The organism is Chitinophaga pendula (genome assembly GCF_020386615.1).
Classification (GTDB): Bacteria; Bacteroidota; Bacteroidia; order Chitinophagales; family Chitinophagaceae; genus Chitinophaga; species Chitinophaga pendula.
Genome location: NZ_CP077769.1, coordinates 3919036 through 3938814 on the forward strand (window position 1 = coordinate 3919036; position 19779 = coordinate 3938814).

At 46.0% G+C, this 19779-nt stretch carries 3 protein-coding genes; all 3 read right to left on the reverse strand.

Translation table 11 applies throughout. From position 1 onward, the window contains the following. Nucleotides 1–3 precede the first annotated feature (3 nt). The 3 genes from KTO58_RS13860 to KTO58_RS13870 are packed head-to-tail and all read right to left on the reverse strand — an operon-like array spanning nucleotide 4 to nucleotide 19779. Nucleotides 4–10533, reverse strand: coding sequence for a non-ribosomal peptide synthetase (locus tag KTO58_RS13860; RefSeq protein ID WP_225859741.1), 10530 nt, complete (start codon nucleotides 10531–10533; stop codon nucleotides 4–6). Between the two features lie 29 nt (nucleotides 10534–10562). Beyond that, nucleotides 10563–11780, reverse strand: a complete 1218-nt coding sequence (locus KTO58_RS13865) for a Fe(II)-2OG oxygenase family protein (protein WP_157752967.1) — start codon at nucleotides 11778–11780, stop codon at nucleotides 10563–10565. Between the two features lie 19 nt (nucleotides 11781–11799). After that, nucleotides 11800–19779: a non-ribosomal peptide synthetase gene (locus KTO58_RS13870; protein WP_095838798.1), complete on the reverse strand. Its 7980-nt coding sequence runs from the start codon at nucleotides 19777–19779 to the stop codon at nucleotides 11800–11802.

Genomic DNA, 19779 nt, shown 5'->3' on the forward strand with positions numbered 1-19779 from the left:
AGCTCATTTTATTTTTGCTGTCAAATGTTCTCCAATCAACGCAATACTCTGCTGTAACATCGTATCATGATTACCCGGCACTGTGTAGACTTCTACTTTTGTGAAGTACTGTTTCCACCCCAGGCCCTCTGCTATGTTGTACCATGGTGTATCTCTTCCTTTTATAAGTACCAGCGGTATATCCAGCTTTCTACCGCTTAGCTGACGAGACATCATTTCATTGGTAGCCTGTAATTCGAACAATTGCATCATGGCAGATAAACCTGCCGGTTTGATACTAATCTGCTGATCAACAGTTTTCATTAACAGCTGTTTCATCCCCTTCACCGTATGTTCCTTCTGCATATTGCGCTCGAGTTCGCTCACCCAACGTGGGTAAGGGAATCTGATCACACCATATTGTTCAAAAATGCCAGCGGCGATCTTCGTCAGCAATGAAGCCTTATTAATTTCTTGTTCTGAGGTATGTATAGTGTCTCCTGCCGCTACATCAATAATGCCAACCATAGCCACCTGTGCTCCCTGTTCTTCCAGTATACTGGCCATTTCATATGCAATACAACCACCAAATGAATGCCCGATAAGCTGATATGGCCCATGCGGTTGTATCTCCCGTATCCAGGCAACCTGTTGTCTGGCAATATCCGCCAGTTGCTGTAACGGCTCTTCTCCTTCAAAGGAGCCCTGCATTTGTATGCCATAGATCTGATAAGGTGTGTCTATCCCCATTGCCAGTGCTTCATAAGCATTACTTACACCTTTGGACCCTGGTAAAATAAACAGCGAACGTTCTGCCGTTCCTGCCCTTAGCAACGTCAGATGAGGCTGCACTGTTTCCCTTTTCTGCCGGGTTATTTCCTGTAAGACTCGCCCTTTTTCGATCAATGCAGCCTGAGACCTGATATCCTGGCACTCAAACAACTGATCAAGCGATAGATGCTCACCAGCTAGCCGATGTAGTAACTGTACTGCCAGCAGAGAATGCCCACCCAGGTCAAAAAAATTATCCTGTAATCCCACCTTTTCTACCTCCAGCAATTCCTGCCATATCTGCGCCAGCATCTTCTCAATATCCGTTACCGGGGCTATATATCCTGAAGTACCTAGATGTATATCATCCCTGACCGAAAGAGCAAGCCGGTCCATCTTACCATTAGTAGTAAGCGGCAGCTGTTCCATCAGTATCAGGTCCTGCGGGATCATGTAATCTGGCAGCCGCTCTTTTAATCCTATCCGTATGTGTCGCTGTAACTGTTCCACATTCCCTTCAAACTGATGAAAAACATCCGCCTTAGGTACATAATAGGCTACTAATTTATTATTACCCGTTGTATCTTTTTTTACGACAACACAATTTGCGGCCAACACCTCCAGTTCATGAAGTACTGTTTCCACTTCACCTGGCTCCATGCGATACCCCCTTATCTTCACCTGTTCATCCCGACGTCCTATATATTCAATATTCCCATCCGGCAACCAACGGGCAAGATCTCCGGTTTTATATACGCGCTCTCCCGTTATGAAAGGGCTGTTGATAAATTGCCGCGCCGTTAACGCTGGTTGATTTAAATACCCTCTTGCAACCTGCACACCACCTATGAGCAATTCCCCCATCACACCTATCGGTGCAGGCTCGTAATGCTCATTCACTATATAGATATGCACATTATCCAATGGTTTGCCGATTGGATAATATCCTGTTGGTAGGTGCTGCTCACTATTAGCTTTACAAGTGTATACGGTAGCACCAACAGTTGCTTCCGTAGGACCGTATTCATTCACTATATCAACTGGCAGCTTTCTGCTGGTCAGTGACTGGACATGGCCTGCATACAATGCCTCTCCTCCTAATATGATCCTGTCCGCAAATCCTTTCTCATAGCGGGCAATGTAAGGTTCCAATAATACCATGTGAGCAGGGGTCAGTTTGATGAAATCATAGTTACCCTGCACCAAAAGATCTTCGTCGTTGATGGTTTCCAACCCCACTCCGCTTGCGAACACCACACATTTACCGGCAAGCAACGGCACAAATAAGGCCGTCAGAGAAGCGTCAAATGTATAGGACAGATGAGAAAGGCTGCCAATACCAACACCTTCACTTATATATCTTTTCTGACTGTTCAACAGGTAATTTACCAGGCTGTCGTGCGCTATCATGACACCTTTGGGCATTCCCGTAGAGCCGGACGTATAGATTACATACGCCAGTTGTTGCGGTATGATCTCCGGCAACACCCCCTCTGATACAGGTAAATCAGCATATATACTTTCATCCTGTATATTAAGGACCGGTATCCCCACGTCAGGTAGTGCTCTCATAGCCGCTGCATCACTCAATACTACCTGGGCAGCCATATCCTCCAGCAAATAAACAATCCTGGCTGCCGGAGCATCCGGATCGACAGGCACATAAGCGCCTCCAGCCTTTAAAATTCCAATGATCGCTATTAACATATCAACGGAACGGCGCATAAAAACCGGTACCAATGCCTCCTTTCCTACACCTCTTTCCGTCAACAAATTTGCCAATTGTGTTGCTTGGTCTTGCAACTCCCGGTAACTTAACTGCCTGCTATTGTCCTTCACTGCAATGTTATCAGGTGTTGCTTTAACCTGGCGATCAAACAGTGCCACAAATGTAGTATCCGGATATTCGACGTTAGTATCATTAAATTCAAATAGTAATTGCCTTCTCTCCGCTTCACCAAGTAGGGGAATTTTTCCAGTCACCTCATGAGGATTGGATACAATTCCATCCAATAAGCATTGATAATGTTCCATCAACCTTTGTACGGTTTCTCTACGATACAAAGCCGTACTATATTCCACATAAATACTTATACCTTGAGAGGTTTCCCGGACGCTAACACTGAAATCATATTTTGCTGTAACATGTGCATATGCAACAGGAGTGAGTATCAGTTCATACAACTCCGTATCAGTAGCTACCGGTGTATTCTGAAATGTGAACATGACCTGGAATACCGGGGTACGACTCATATCCCGCTCCACTCCCAGCGCCTCCACCACCTTCTCAAAGGGAACCTCCTGGTGTTCATAAGCGGATAAGGTCTCCTGTTTCACCTGTTGTAAAAAGCTGATAAAAGATCCCTCTCCGGAGACCTCACTCCGCAACGCCAATGCATTGACAAAAAAACCAATCAAACCTTCTATCTCCTGGTGATTACGGTTGGCTACACCTGTACCTACACAGATATCCGATTGTCCTGTATAGCGATACAATAATACCTTGAAGGCAGCCAGTAACGTCATGAACAGCGTCGTTCCTTCCTGACGCGACAAATCCAACAATTTATCACTCAGACATATAGGTAAAGTGGTAGATACACTGTCGCCCTCCATGCTTTGGATCGCCGGCCGAGCATAGTCTACTGGTAGTGCCAATGGCGTCACTCCTGACAAACGCGATCGCCAGTAGGAAAGCTCTCCGTCCAGCAACGCTCCCTGTATGTATTGACGCTGCCACCAGGCATAGTCGGCATATTGTACAGGCAGTGAAGGTAAAACCACATCTTCTCCCTTTACATAACTACGATACAGTGTCATCAGTTCAGTGGTCAGAATAGAAACAGACCACCCGTCAAAAGCAATATGATGCAATAATACAAACAGCGTATGTTCTCCGGGACTATGCCCTATTACCGTAACCCGCAGCATATAGTCTGACGACAAGTCAAAAGGGATCGCGCCTGCTGCCGACAGATAAGCAGCAATACTCTCATGTGTGGCCAATAACACTGACGCCGGCTGATATTCCAACTCCCAGTCTGACCAGGGTAAAATATGCTGATAACCTATACCTGCGTCCTCCCGGATCACCGTACGTAATATCTCATGTCGACGGACAATCTCCCGGAAAGCAGACCTCAGCGCTGATATATTCAAAAAGCCACTCATCCGGAAGACCCAGGGCATATGATAAGGAATGCTTCCCTGCAAACGGTCGATAAACCATAAACGTTCCTGCGCAAAAGATAAGGGAACACGATCCCTAGCAGGATGTGCGCTGATAGCAGGCAATAAAGAAGATAACTGGCCCGCCTCCAGGTGACCAGACAATGCTGATATCGTCGGGTAGATAAAAATATCTTTAACACTTACCTCCAATGACAGCTCCTTGCGGATCGCTGACACCAGTCGCGTCACCAACAGCGAATGACCTCCCAAAACAAAAAAATTGTCCGATAAACCTATCCGCTCTACACCCAACATAGTGGACCAGATCCTGGCCAACGAACACTCCATTAATGTGCGGGGAGCAATATAATCTGCTGTGCGATCCAGATGGCTCATGGGATCCGGTAACGCTCGTTTGTCTATTTTTCCATTGGCAGTCAGCGGCAGGGCATCCAGCGGGATCACCAACGATGGATGCATATATTCGGGCAGACGACCACGTAGGTAATCCAGGAGCTTTACCGCTTCAATATCCTTACCTACCACATAAGCCACCAAACGATGCTGAGCTACCACCACCACCGCCTGCTGTACAGAGGAACACTCTTCCAGGACCGATGCGATCTCGCTGGGCTCTATACGGTAACCGCGTACCTTCACCTGCTCATCTATACGACCATGATATTCGATATTCCCATCAGGTAGCCAGCGAACAAGATCTCCGGTACGATACAAACGACCATCCCGCAAGTCACTCCACCGGTCCGCAACAAAACGACTAGCTGTCTGGTCCGGCAGATGCAGATATCCTATCGCTACCTGCACGCCCCCCAGATAAAGCTCTCCGGTTACACCTACAGGTACCGGGTTACCTTGTACATCCAATATGTAAGCCGACACACCAGCCAACGGTTTACCAATCGGCAAAGTAGACAACCTGGCAGCATGCTCCTCATCATAACGGTAGATAGTCGCTGTCACAGTCGTCTCTGTAGGACCATACTCATTATAAAAAGCAGCCACCTTTTGCCAACGCGCAGCCAGAGATTTACTACATGCCTCTCCTCCCGCAATCACCCGACGAAGGCGGCCGTTACTAAATGGTGTCAAGGTCTCTAAAAAGCCTGGCGTCGCATGTAAGTGAGTTACACCACTGGATACCAGGAACCGCTCAAACAGACCAGTCTCCAGCTGCAGCCCTTCCCGGAAAAGTACCAGGGTAGCACCGTGCAGCAACGCCAGAAATAACTGTTCTACAGATGCATCAAAACTATAATTGGAAAACTGTAAGATCCGTTCGCCAGCCTCAATATTGAACAGCGCTCTTTGCGTATGGATCAAACTAACAACTGAACGTTGAGATACCATCACGCCTTTAGGACGCCCTGTTGATCCGGAAGTATAGATCACATAAGCAGGATCATCACCGCCTGCTAAAGCCTGCGGTAAAACATCCGGATGAGCTTCCTCGCCAGATAATACTTCTTCTACCACCAAAATAGCCAAGGACGTACCATCCGATAATAATCCCTTGCAGCGTTGGTTACTGACCACTACCTGTGCGCTCGTATCTTCCAGCATATAAGTGATCCGAGAAAGTGGATAACCCGGATCTATCGGTACATAGGCACCTCCGGCCTTCAAAATACCGAGTATACCAACGATCATCTCCATAGAACGATCTATACACAATGGTACCAGGCTACCCGCCTTCACACCTTTAGATTGCAGCGCTACTCCCAGCCGGTCGCTATAAGCGTCCAGCGTAGCGTAACTCATCGTAGTATCTTCAAAAAGTAATGCGGTAGCTGCAGGTGTACGTGCTGCTGCCGCTCGGAATAATGCCGGAAGGGTCTTCTCCTCCGCTGGTATCACTGGGGCAGGACTACGAAAATCATGCAGCAGTTGCTGCAGCTCATCCGATCCCAGCATACCTAATTCACCAATAGTTGTATGCTTGTCTGCAACGATCGATTCCAGCAAATTGCGATAATGTATTAATAACCGTTCAATCGTATTCCGGGCATATAAAGCGGTAGCATATTCGATATGCAGTTTAATACCTAATCTTGTTTCGCGGAGGCTAAAGGAAAAATCAAACTTTGAGGTAATATGCGAAAACCGTTGATCCTGCAGAGAAAGTCCATATAGTTCTGTCTCGATGGCATCCGGTGTATTCTGTAATATGAACATGACCTGGAATACCGGGGTACGACTCATATCTCGCTCCACTCCCAGCGCCTCCACCACCTTCTCAAAGGGAACCTCCTGGTGTTCATAAGCGGATAAGGTCTCCTGTTTCACCTGTTGTAAAAAGCTGATAAAAGATCCCTCTCCGGAGACCTCACTCCGCAACGCCAATGCATTGACAAAAAAACCAATCAAACCTTCTATCTCCTGGTGATTACGGTTGGCTACACCTGTACCTACACAGATATCCGATTGTCCTGTATAGCGATACAATAATACCTTGAAGGCAGCCAGTAACGTCATGAACAGCGTCGTTCCTTCCTGACGCGACAAATCCAACAATTTATCACTCAGACATACAGGTAAAGTGGTAGATACACTGTCGCCCTCCATGCTTTGGATCGCCGGCCGAGCATAGTCTACTGGTAGTGCCAATGGCGTCACTCCTGACAAACGCGATCGCCAGTAGGAAAGCTCTCCGTCCAGCAACGCTCCCTGTATGTATTGACGCTGCCACCAGGCATAGTCGGCATATTGTACAGGCAGTGAAGGTAAAACCACATCTTCTCCCTTTACATAACTACGATACAGTGTCATCAGTTCAGTGGTCAGAATAGAAACAGACCACCCGTCAAAAGCAATATGATGCAATAATACAAACAGCGTATGTTCTCCGGGACTATGCCCTATTACCGTAACCCGCAGCATATAGTCTGACGACAAGTCAAAAGGGATCGCGCCTGCTGCCGACAGATAAGCAGCAATACTCTCATGTGTGGCCAATAACACTGACGCCGGCTGATATTCCAACTCCCAGTCTGACCAGGGTAAAATATGCTGATAACCTATACCTGCGTCCTCCCGGATCACCGTACGTAATATCTCATGTCGACGGACAATCTCCCGGAAAGCAGACCTCAGCGCTGATATATTCAAAAAGCCACTCATCCGGAAGACCCAGGGCATATGATAAGGAATGCTTCCCTGCAAACGGTCGATAAACCATAAACGCTCCTGCGCAAAAGATAAGGGAACACGATCCCTAGCAGGATGTGCGCTGATAGCAGGCAATAAAGAAGATAACTGGCCCGCCTCCAGGTGACCAGACAATGCTGATATCGTCGGGTAGATAAAAATATCTTTAACACTTACCTCCAATGACAGCTCCTTGCGGATCGCTGACACCAGCCGCGTCACCAACAGCGAATGACCTCCCAAAACAAAAAAATTGTCCGATAAACCTATCCGCTCTACACCCAACATAGTGGACCAGATCCTGGCCAACGAACACTCCATTAATGTGCGGGGAGCAATATAATCTGCTGTGCGATCCAGATGGCTCATGGGATCCGGTAACGCTCGTTTGTCTATTTTTCCATTGGCAGTCAGCGGCAGGGCATCCAGCGGGATCACCAACGATGGATGCATATATTCGGGCAGACGACCACGTAGGTAATCCAGGAGCTTTACCGCTTCAATATCCTTACCTACCACATAAGCCACCAAACGATGCTGAGCTACCACCACCACCGCCTGCTGTACAGAGGAACACTCTTCCAGGACCGATGCGATCTCGCTGGGCTCTATACGGTAACCGCGTACCTTCACCTGCTCATCTATACGACCATGATATTCGATATTCCCATCAGGTAGCCAGCGAACAAGATCTCCGGTACGATACAAACGACCATCCCGCAAGTCACTCCACCGGTCCGCAACAAAACGACTAGCTGTCTGGTCCGGCAGATGCAGATATCCTATCGCTACCTGCACGCCCCCCAGATAAAGCTCTCCGGTTACACCTACAGGTACCGGATTACCTTGTACATCCAATATGTAAGCCGACACACCAGCCAACGGTTTACCAATCGGCAAAGTAGACAACCTGGCAGCATGCTCCTCATCATAACGGTAGATAGTCGCTGTCACAGTCGTCTCTGTAGGACCATACTCATTATAAAAAGCAGCCACCTTTTGCCAACGCGCAGCCAGAGATTTACTACATGCCTCTCCTCCCGCAATCACCCGACGAAGGCGGCCGTTACTAAATGGTGTCAAGGTCTCTAAAAAGCCTGGCGTCGCATGTAAGTGAGTTACACCACTGGATACCAGGAACCGCTCAAACAGACCAGTCTCCAGCTGCAGCCCTTCCCGGAAAAGTACCAGGGTAGCACCGTGCAGCAACGCCAGAAATAACTGTTCTACAGATGCATCAAAACTATAATTGGAAAACTGTAAGATCCGTTCGCCAGCCTCAATATTGAACAGCGCTCTTTGCGTATGGATCAAACTAACAACTGAACGTTGAGATACCATCACGCCTTTAGGACGCCCTGTTGATCCGGAAGTATAGATCACATAAGCAGGATCATCACCGCCTGCTAAAGCCTGCGGTAAAACATCCGGATGAGCTTCCTCGCCAGATAATACTTCTTCTACCACCAAAATAGCCAAGGACGTACCATCCGATAATAATCCCTTACGGCGTTGGTTACTGACCACTACCTGTGCGCTCGTATCTTCCAGCATATAAGTGATCCGAGAAAGTGGATAACCCGGATCTATCGGTACATAGGCACCTCCGGCCTTCAAAATACCAAGTATACCAACGATCATCTCCATAGAACGATCTATACACAACGGTACCAGGGTACCCGCCTTCACACCTTTAGATTGCAGCGCTACTCCCAGCCGGTCGCTATAAGCGTCCAGCGTAGCGTAACTCATCGTAGTATCTTCAAAAAGTAATGCGGTAGCTGCAGGTGTACGTGCTGCTGCCGCTCGGAATAATGCCGGAAGGGTCTTCTCCTCCGCTGGTATCACTGGGGCAGGACTACGAAAATCATGCAGCAGTTGCTGCAGCTCATCCGATCCCAGCATACCTAATTCACCAATAGTTGTATGCTTGTCTGCAACGATCGATTCCAGCAAATTGCGATAATGCCCCAACAACTTCTCCATGCGCAACTCGCTGTACAACCTATCATTGTAGACTATCCTGATCTGCATACCAGAATCCAGCAACGTGATTGTCAAACTGATGTCAAAGCGGGAAGTAGCAGTGTCATTATTTTCACCTGTTAGCCGGATCTCCCCTAAATCCGGTTCGGTAACCGACGGCGTGTTCTGCAAGGCAAACATCACCTGGAATACGGCACTACGGCTCATATCCCTCTCTATTCCCAGTGATTCGACTATTTTCTCAAAGGGTACATCCTGATGTTCATAGGCTTCTAATGTCGTCTGCCTTACCTGTTGTAGTAAAGCAGAAAAGGGCATCTCGCCTGTTATATGACTTCTGATAGCCAGTGTATTAACAAAAAAACCGATCAGACTTTCCAACTGTTGCTGTTGCCTGCCTGCGACTGGGCTACCGATACAGATATCGTTTTGCGACACATATCTATATAGCAGTGCATTAAATGCGGACAGTAAAGTCATATACAAGGTGGCACCTTCCTCCTGGCTAAGAGTCACCAATGCATTCTTCAATATGTCATTGCAAACCAAACTAGCTTCCCGTCCACTCATTATTTGCTCTTTCGGACGGGGATAATCGGTAGGAAATGCCAACGGTTGAACGTCTTTGAGCTGCTTTAACCAATACGCTATTTTTTTTTCAAGCCTGTTCCCGCTCAAATATTGCCGTTGCCAAATTGCATAATCAGCATACTGCAGGGCAAGCGGTGGTAAAACTGGTTTTACTCCCTTGGCATAACTAAGATAAAGCGCCGTCAGTTCCCTGACGAGTATCGATACGGACCAGCCATCAAAAGCAATATGATGAAGCAGTATACACAAGGTATATAGGTTCGTCTCCCTTTCTATCAACGTTACCTTCAACATCCAATCAGCAGACAGATCGTAAGGCAACGAAGTTATATGCGTTATATAGGAGCTAACGCTATGACCAGACTGGTGAATAGCATCCTCTGTCACATAAGTCATATGCCATTCATCTGCCGGCTTAATATCCTGATACCCTACTCCGTCATCTTCCAAAATGACGGTCCTTAATACTTCATGCCGTACTATCACCATGCGGAATGCACTCTCCATTGCTAACCGGTCTAATCTGCCCTCCAGGTTGAATACCCAAGGCATGTGATATTGTATGCTGCCCTGCAGTTTATCAATGAACCATAGTCGTTCCTGCGCAAAAGACAACGGCAACCGGCGCTGTTTATCCCTATCCATCTTGTGCGGGGCATCCGTTATACTATTCTCTTTTACCTTATGTTGCTGAAAATATTGGATCAAAGATGGTTTATGCTGCCTCAGTTCCTCCAGTATTTGCTGGTTGATATGCATTCCCTTTCTCACACTCAATGCCAATTCATCATTAGAAAAAGATACAATGATGCCTGCATCATTTGCTCTTTCCAACAACTTAACTATACTAATAAGACTCAATGTTGTCATAACATCCATGAATAAATAAAACGACGCTGCTAAACGATCCGGGAACCTGTTACTGGCGTATAGTGAAATGCCAGCGATGCCAGTGTAGCTTGTTTACCTGTCAATTTCTTTGTTTCTTCAGGCAGGTACACATACTTCAAAAACGAAGATGTAAGTTGTCCTTCTTCTGTAATCCAACCCTCCTGTACTAAATCACGATAAATAGCTTCTTGGGCGTCAGGTTGTATCCCTTTCGCCCAAAGATCCCTTTTGAAATAGCCACGCAGGAACCAACGGTCAAGTCCGTTGAAGGAAGGAGTATATCCCGTGCGGGTATGGCATGTCAGGTAGTTATTCAATATCAATGCATTTCCTTCAGCGATAACAGCACCTACCGTTTTACTTTCAATAAAATCCTCTAGCTCCGATAACCATTGTACAGCTTCTTCATGAATACATTCTGTACCATTGAAGTTAATATTTAGCGTCATCTTCCCGTCAATAGCAGCAATAGGAGGTTCAAAGGAATACTTTCCGGTACCCATAGGGATGCCAGCATGTTCCATTTGTGTATACAAGTCAGGAGCTTTAAGTCGGAACCACTCCTTTATATCGCTGCTACATTCCTGCCATTTGCTATTTTCAAACATCTGAGTAGAAAAAACCAGGGTCCTGGCATCAGGAGCTTCCCTGATACCAAGTAATATCAAATAGTCTGGTCGTTTCCTATGCCAGGCACTTTCACAATGAAAAGGGAAATTATTGGCAAAGCCACCTGCGCCTCTTTGTGTTTTTAAACTTGGAATAGGCACAATATTATCAATCAGGGGAGCAGTACCACGGCCTTCCTGTCGAAAATTAAAAGGTTCTGCATTTGTCAACCCTCCTAATGCCATTAACATGGCCTCTGATACAAATGTATGCTTATAAGTAGGCGGTAGCGACCCTCCTGTGGAAGGTGTGACCGGTAATACGCTATCAATTGGCAATCCTCTTATTAACACAGCACCAAAGCCGTTTTCCAGTTGTTGCTGAACAAAATTCCTTGATGTCGGAGTAAAGCACTCCGTTAATTGCCTTGCTGCAATGATAAATGCTTCCTGCTCATCATTTCTATACGGATTAGCAACTATTGCCAAAGACTGTTCACGTAGTCTCTGGTGTTCTGTAGCTGACAGCTTCAACACGGCACTCTCAGGGAACATTGCTATATTATCTCTCAAAAATTGACAGGGCCTTGCACTACGGTAATCGATCCAGTGATTCATACTTAATTGCTTTAGGGTTCTACAGTTTAATAGTCTCATATTGTCCCCCTTCAACAGGGTCCGGCTCCCGGTTCAATTTCAGATACGCAGATAATCCTTCAATCGTCTTCAGATCAAAGAAAGTACCAATGGAAACTTCCATATTCAATTCCTTGCGAATAGATGAAATAAACCTAATGGCCAGTAAAGAATCTCCTCCTATGTGAAAGAAGTCTTCATTGACACCCACTTCATCCAGCTCCAGCAGTTCTTTCCATATAGCTACTAATTTTTCTTCCGTCTCATTCTGCGGAGCCATACGTTCTCCTGTTGCAACATCGGCCGAAGTAGCCAATAATGCCCGTTTATCGATCTTGCCATTGGCCGTAAGCGGGAACTCCTTCAGTAAAAAGATATGACTGGGGATCATATATTCCGGCAGTAGCTGTTGTAATTCACTCCTCATCTTGTGCACAAGCTCCTGTCGCCCGTGATAGTCCGCATCCAATAGTAAGCTATCATTCAGCTGTATATAAGCATACAGTTGAAGATGTCCGCTCTCTTTTTCTGCCGGCAATACAGTCGCTACCCGGACATCACGGAGTTGTTGCAATGCCTGCACTACTTCTTCCGGTTCTACCCTATATCCTCTGATCTTTACCTGTTCATCTTTACGTCCAATGTATTCGATATTGCCATCCGGATGCCGGCGGGCCAGGTCCCCGGAACGGTATAAGCGCGCCTCCTTATTAAACGGATGATCAATAAACCTGTCTGCTGTCAGATGCGGCTGATTGAGATATCCTCTAGCCAATTGTGCCCCTCCTATATATAGCTCTCCGGCAACACCTGTTACTACCGGCTGCAGCTGGTCATCCAGGATATATAGCTCCATATTGTCAAGTGGCTTTCCTATAGGGATAGGAATACTACTTGCTGTCGCATCATTAATCTCCGGGAAGTAGGTATATACACAACATCCTACAGTAGCTTCCGTCGGGCCATATTCATTGATCACACAGATATCCTTTCCTTTAGCCGTCAACTCACGGATATGATGTGTATATAGTGCTTCTCCTCCTATTACAAGTCTCTTAGTCAGTAAAGTATCATGCTGCTCAATCGCTGCCAGCAATAGGGGCATATGCGCCGGCGTCAGTTTGATAAAATCATAGGGAGCATGTTCATACAGCAGATCATCATTAAAAATTTCGGTCGCTACGCTGGAAGATATTACTACGTACTTACCTGTAATTAGCGGCACCAATAAGGCGGTCAGAGATGCGTCAAAAGTATAATTCAGGTGTATAAAGCTACCTGCTGTCGTATAACAGTCCGTATATTGCTTCCTGCTGAACAACAAATAATTGAGCAGGCTATGGTGTTCAATCATGACCCCTTTAGGCTTCCCTGTAGAGCCAGAGGTATAAAGTACATACGCCAGATCACCCGGAGCCACAGCCGGCAGATTACCTCTATCGTCTGTAATATTAAGCTGTTGGCCTATCCTCATCACGATTACCTCTTCACTACTTGTTGCGATCAGGTCCTCTTGTTCTTCCGTACATACCACTATTGCCGAGCCGGTGTCACTAAGCAAATAGGCAATACGTTCCGCAGGCCAGGCAGCGTCTACCGGCACGTAAGCCGCTCCTGATTTCTGGATACCGATTATGCCTATCAGCATTTCCTTACAGCGCCCCGTACATAGCGGAATAAGCGTACCAGTTTTTACCCCTTGATCTTTTAACTGGTATGCCAATTGATTTGCTCGTTCATTCAATTCCCGATAACTAATGTATCCGCCCTCGTATACTAATGCAGGTTGATCCGGTGTCAGTAGTACCTGCATTTCAAATAACCGGATCCAGTTACCTACCATATGTTCCGGAGTAACAATGTCCGTATTATTAAATAGGTGCAGAACTTCTTCGCTATGGGCCTCACTCAGCAAGGTAATATCACGAATATGGCCTGCTGGTTTTGAAACGATCTGCAACAGGGCTTGCTCAAAATGTGTTTTTATTTGCTGTACATATTGTTGATCCAGCAAGGCAGTATTATAATAAAAATGGATATCTATATGATCATATGTACCTATCGTAATGTAAAACGGATAGTTAGCCTGCTCTTCAATGCTAACATGTTCCACTTTCAGTTGCCATTCGTGTGCATCCACGATCTCTGAAACCGGATAATTCTGGAATACCATAATACTGTCAAAGAGGTCGCCCGGTATAGCTGTCCAGCGTTGTATGTCCGTCAGGGCAGTATGTTGATATTCCCTGGATCGCAACTGGTCCTGGAATATTCCCTGTAACCATTGACCTATAGATTGTTCCTTCTGAAATATCGCATGGAGAGGCAGCGTATTGATATACATACCTACCCTTCTTTCCACTCCCGGCAGGTCTTCCGGCCTACCTGAAGAAACTACACCAAATGTCACATTTGTCTTGCCCGTGTATTGATGCAACAGGTAGGCCCATATTCCTTGCATGATTGTATTGACAGTAATCCGTCGCTCCCTGGCATAAGCAACTACCTGAGATGTAAATGCTGCTCCCAGTTTAATCACATCTTCCTGGTAGCTCCCCATTCCTTTGGTTCGCTTATCAGATGGTAAAATAAACGGCAACAAAGTACCTTTATCTAACCCCTCGAGGTATTGCCGCCAGTAAGCCGCTGCCTGTTCCTTGTCCTGCCGGTTTATATAACGGATATAATCTTCATAACGATCTTCTGGTTGAAGTATCGGCACCTGACCTGTTACCAGCGAGTCATACGCCGTCAAAAATTCTTCCATTAATACAGGAATAGACCAACCATCATGTAATATATGGTGAGAGGTCCACAACATCCTATAGTGATTGTCGCCTAGTTGCAGTAATACCACCCGCATCAAAGGAGCCGTTTCAAAATCAAATCCACGCTGCCGGTCAGCGAGCTCATATTGCAGTACTGCCGTTTCCTGTTCTGCTGCATTAAGGTGCCTGTAGTCTACTATTTCTATTGGCATTTGTACATCCCTAAGTACACATTGCACCGGGATATTAAATACATTGTGATATATACAGGTACGTAAAATGGTGTGTTGCCTCATCAGCTGTTGCCAACTTGATGCAAAAGCCTCAAGATCCACATCCCGCAGGTCACATTTCAGCTGATTACGATAACTGGTAGCGTCCTTGTCATAAAGGCTGTGAAATAGCATCCCGGTCTGTAAAGCGCTCAAGCGGTAACAACGTTCTATGGATAATCTTTTACTGATCCCGGTATCGCCCAGCGGAGCATCCAGGAAACGGTCAAGCTCTTTATAATCCACATCGCCAGATAAACCGAAATCTGCCGGACTATATTCAACAATATGGTGTACATCTTTCTCCCTGCAATCAGCACATATTACCTCCAGCAAACGTTGATATTCGGTAGCCAAGGCTTTGATGGTCTCAACATTATAATGTAATGTACTATACTCCCACTTCGTCCGCAGGCAACCATGCTCTATACGGCTAATAATGCGAATACGTTCCCTTACGCCAAAGTCATCAGGAATCCGGGTAGTCTCAACAGGTACCCCCCAATATTGACCAGCAGTCAAATGGTCCCCTTCGTAACAAAACAATATTGTTGCCCACGCCCTATTCTTCTCTGGCGTCATATATTGCGTCACATCGAAACCGAGACCTCCATCTGGTGTTTGCCGGAGTTGTTCTTTTATCTGCCGGATCCAGTCGCTATTGCTCATGCCTGCTGCGTAGCTCAGCATTATAGGATATCTGCTAGCGAGTCTTCCGACCAGGCAGGAAACCTCCGGTAAGATATCCCCTGCCCTGCCATGACCTTGCCGTTCTATTACGACATCAGTGCTTCCGGTCCAGTTACATAACACCCTCCCAAGTGCTGCGAGCAATAACTCATCCACATTAATGTGATACACGCGTACGGCCTCCTGTTCCAATGCCGTTGTCTGTGATTTTTCCAGTTGTAATTCGAGTGAAGCAAATACCTTATGGGGTAACAAATCACCCTGGCTCGTATGGTCTGCCGGAAATGCCTCCATCACTGACATGATGCCTTGCCAGTAGGAAGTGTGTTGTTGTAAACGTTCACTCGCGGCATATCTTTGCAGACTTTCGTACCACTGCAGGTTCGAAATATGTGTATGCTGAAATGGAACCGGGGTCATCTCTATTTTTGCAGCCAATAGCCCCTCTAATGTTTGCAAAAGGATATTACGGGAAATTGTATCCGCAATCAGATAATGTATCGATACTAACAACTGGTGGTAAGGTTGCTCATCTGCCGTTTTTATCCAGGTAAAACAACTCACTATTCCTCTTTCTATATCCAGCAGCGAACTTTGTTCAGTACCTAATTGTATGACGGCAGCTGGAAACTGTGTACTAGCTACCTTAGAAAAATCGGTTTGCATTAGCTCCAACTTCCTGTCGCCATAGTGTTGGGTCCAGGTACCGTTCGCTGCCCGTCGGTAAACGAAACGTAAACTGTCATGATATTGAGGCAACTGACTGACTGTTTCCGCAAGCAATGCTGGTGAGACTGCCTTATGTATTGGTATCGAAATAGTATAGCTATATCCAGACGGCTGCCGCCCAATCCCTTCAAAATAAAGCTGTTGTGCAGGTAACAGGCCGCATTCACCAGTAACAGACAACTGCGTCCCTTCTTGTTTCATCAGTTGTCGTGTCTTTAAGGCGGTCGCAATTTGTCCGATAGTTTGCAGCGTGAACAAATCTCCCACTTGTAGCTCATATCCCAAATGCCGTGCCCTGCTCACTACCTGGATACTGACAATAGAATCCCCCCCCAGTTCAAAGAAGTTATCCATAATACCTACCTGCTCCGACGCGAGCAGGTCCTGCCAAATCCCCGACAGATCTGCCTCCATCTGGTCCCTTGGTGCCACATATGAAGCAGTTAGCAATGTTCGGCTATCAATAGCCATCAATGCTTTCTTATCTATTTTCCCACTGGATCGCAGCGGAATACTCTTCAATTCTACTATAAAACCTGGTATCATGTACTCAGGTAACCGCCCTTTCATATACTTCAGGATAGCAGCCTGATCAAATAACTGATTTACGACCACATATCCTACCATCCGTTTATGCTGATGCTCGTCTTCTGTTACGATCACTACTCCCGCGGTTACACCCGGCGCCTGTTGCAATACATGCTCTATTTCTCCAAGTTCTATCCGGTATCCCCTGATTTTCACCTGCTCATCCATGCGCCCTATAAATTCAATGTTACCATCTGGCAGGCGACGCACCATGTCTCCAGTCCGGTACATATGTCCCTGTCCATTAAACGGATCAGGAACAAATTTCTGCACCGTTAGTGCTTCATTATTCAAATACCCCCTGGCTACCTGCATGCCACCAACGCATAACTCACCGGGCACACCTGGCGGAACAGGATTATTTTTTTTATCTAAAACATATAACTGAGTATTGGCTACCGGCTTGCCGATAGGCACAGAGCTGATATCTTTCCATTTACCGGTTGGTCTGTACAAGTACATGGCCACAGAAATCGCAGCCTCTGTAGGACCATACTTATTGTAGAAATCACATATTGGCGCCCATCTGTCCGCCAGATCCTTTTTACATATTTCGCCGGCCGATATTACCCTTTTCAAACCTCCATAACTACCCGGATTAATTGTCTGTAAAAATGCCGGCGTAGTATGGAGATGCGTAATCTGCTGTTCTGACAAATATGTTTCAAATGCATACTTGTCCAACCGTACATGCTCCGGTACGAGCACCAATGCAGCGCCGTTGATCAGTGGCAGAAATATCTGCTCTACCGAGGCGTCAAAGCAATAATTGGTAAATTGTAATATGCGCTCTTCTTTTGTTATTTTAAATACCGTACTCTGGTGCTGTAAGAAGTTGATAATATTGCGGTGTTCTACCATCACCCCCTTCGGACGTCCTGTAGAGCCTGAGGTATAGATAATATAAGCCAGATTTCCAGCGGTAGCTACATTGCTGAGTCCCTCTTCAGCTGTCAATACAGGAGATATATTTTCTACCTCGACGGTTTTTATCTTTTGTTCGTCATAGGTTATAGTTAGAAGGCTATTGTCACTGCTAACCAATACGGTAGCCCCAGTATCATTCAGTATATAATCTATACGCTCTTGCGGATAGTCCGGATCGACAGGTACGTAAGCCCCCCCTGCTTTTAAAATGCCGAGTATCGCCGTGATCATATAGGGAGACCGGCGACAAAATATAGGTACCGGTACATCTGGCTGTATCCCGAATGCCCGTAATTGACCAGCAAGATTATCTACACGCTGGTTCAATTCCGCATACGACCATTCGCCTCCATCAAAAACCAAGGCAATATTGCCCGGGTTATCGATCACTTGTTTTTCAAATAGGGAGACTAATGTCTCGCCCTGCAAAAAATCAACTCCTGTTTCATTATAAGCATGTAATTGCCGTTCCCGTTCCTCCCCTGCCAACAGCTCAACATCCGCAAGCTGGCTGCCAGCTTTACCCAATAATTGCAACAATACGTGTTCAAAATCCCTTTTGATCTGGTGCACATATTGTACGTCCAGGAATTCATCTTTATAAATAAATTGAACAGTAATAGTTTCATCTACAGAAAACCGGATCAGTAAAGGATAGTTAGAGGTTGGTTCATATCCCGCGAGATTTTCTACCTTTAGCTGCCATTGCTGGGTGGCTACGATTTTAGAAACAGGATAGTTCTGAAATACCATGATGCTATCGAACAGGTCTCCCTGCACACCGGACCAACGTTGTATATCACTAAGAGAGGTATATTGATACTTACTGGATAAACCCTGTTGATATTGTATATGCTGTAACCACTGCGTGATGCTCTCTTCTTCATGTAAGGCAGCATGCAGTGGTAAGGTATTAATATACATCCCGACCCTACGCTCTACTCCTGGCAGGTCCTCCGGCCTGCCAGATACGACAACTCCAAAATTCACATGTTCTGCACCTGTATACTGGTGTAACAGCCACGCCCATGTTCCTTGCATCAAGGTGTTTACCGTAATACGATGTTCCTTCGCATAACTATTGATACGCGTTGTCAGCTGTTTATCCCAATGAAGCTTCTCTTCACAAAAAGCGCCTACCCCTTTCGACCGTTCTGCTTTGGCAGCGATAAAAGGTAGCAACGTTGCACTTTCAATCCCATCCAGGTAACGACGCCAGTATTTTTCTTCCTCTTCTTTATTCTGCCGGGACAGATAACGGATGTAATCTTCATAATTATCCTCCGGTCGTTCTGCAGGGACTCCTCCTTTTACCAATGTATCATACGCTGACAGGAACTCTTCCAATAATACCGGTGTAGACCATCCATCCGTAAGCAAATGGTGAGTTGTCCACAACATCCGGTAGCGGTCGTCACTCAGCTGTAATAATACGATACGCATCAATGGAGCCACCGTAAGATCAAAACCTCTCCGGCTATCCTGCTCTTCATATGTGCATATCGCCTCAGCCTGCTCCTCTTTCCCCATATGTCGAAAATCTAACACCTCTATTGGCATAGTTACTTCTGTATGTACACACTGCACCGGTATTTTAAAAGTCACGTCCTGAAAACTGCTTCGCAAAATGCTATGATTCTTAAGCACATATTGCCAACTTTCTGCGAAGGCAACCAGATCCAGGCCGATCAGGTCACACTTTAGTTGCGTCCGGTAAGCCCCCGCCTCTTCATCATATAAATTATGGAACAACATCCCAGCTTGTAAGGCACTAAGCCGGTAAATAGCAGATACATTGTCTGTTCGTCCTTTTTCTTCGGATATATATGCAATGAGCTGCTCTTTATTACTTTTAATAAAAGCGATGATCTCCTGATTATTTTTTATTGCGTTTACTTCGTCCGTTGTTAGCTTACTCTTATTGGCCTTCAGGATCAATTTAACCCCGTCTACCGTTAAAGAGAAATGATGTTGTCTAAGGTTTTCTATAAACTCTTTGATCTCCAT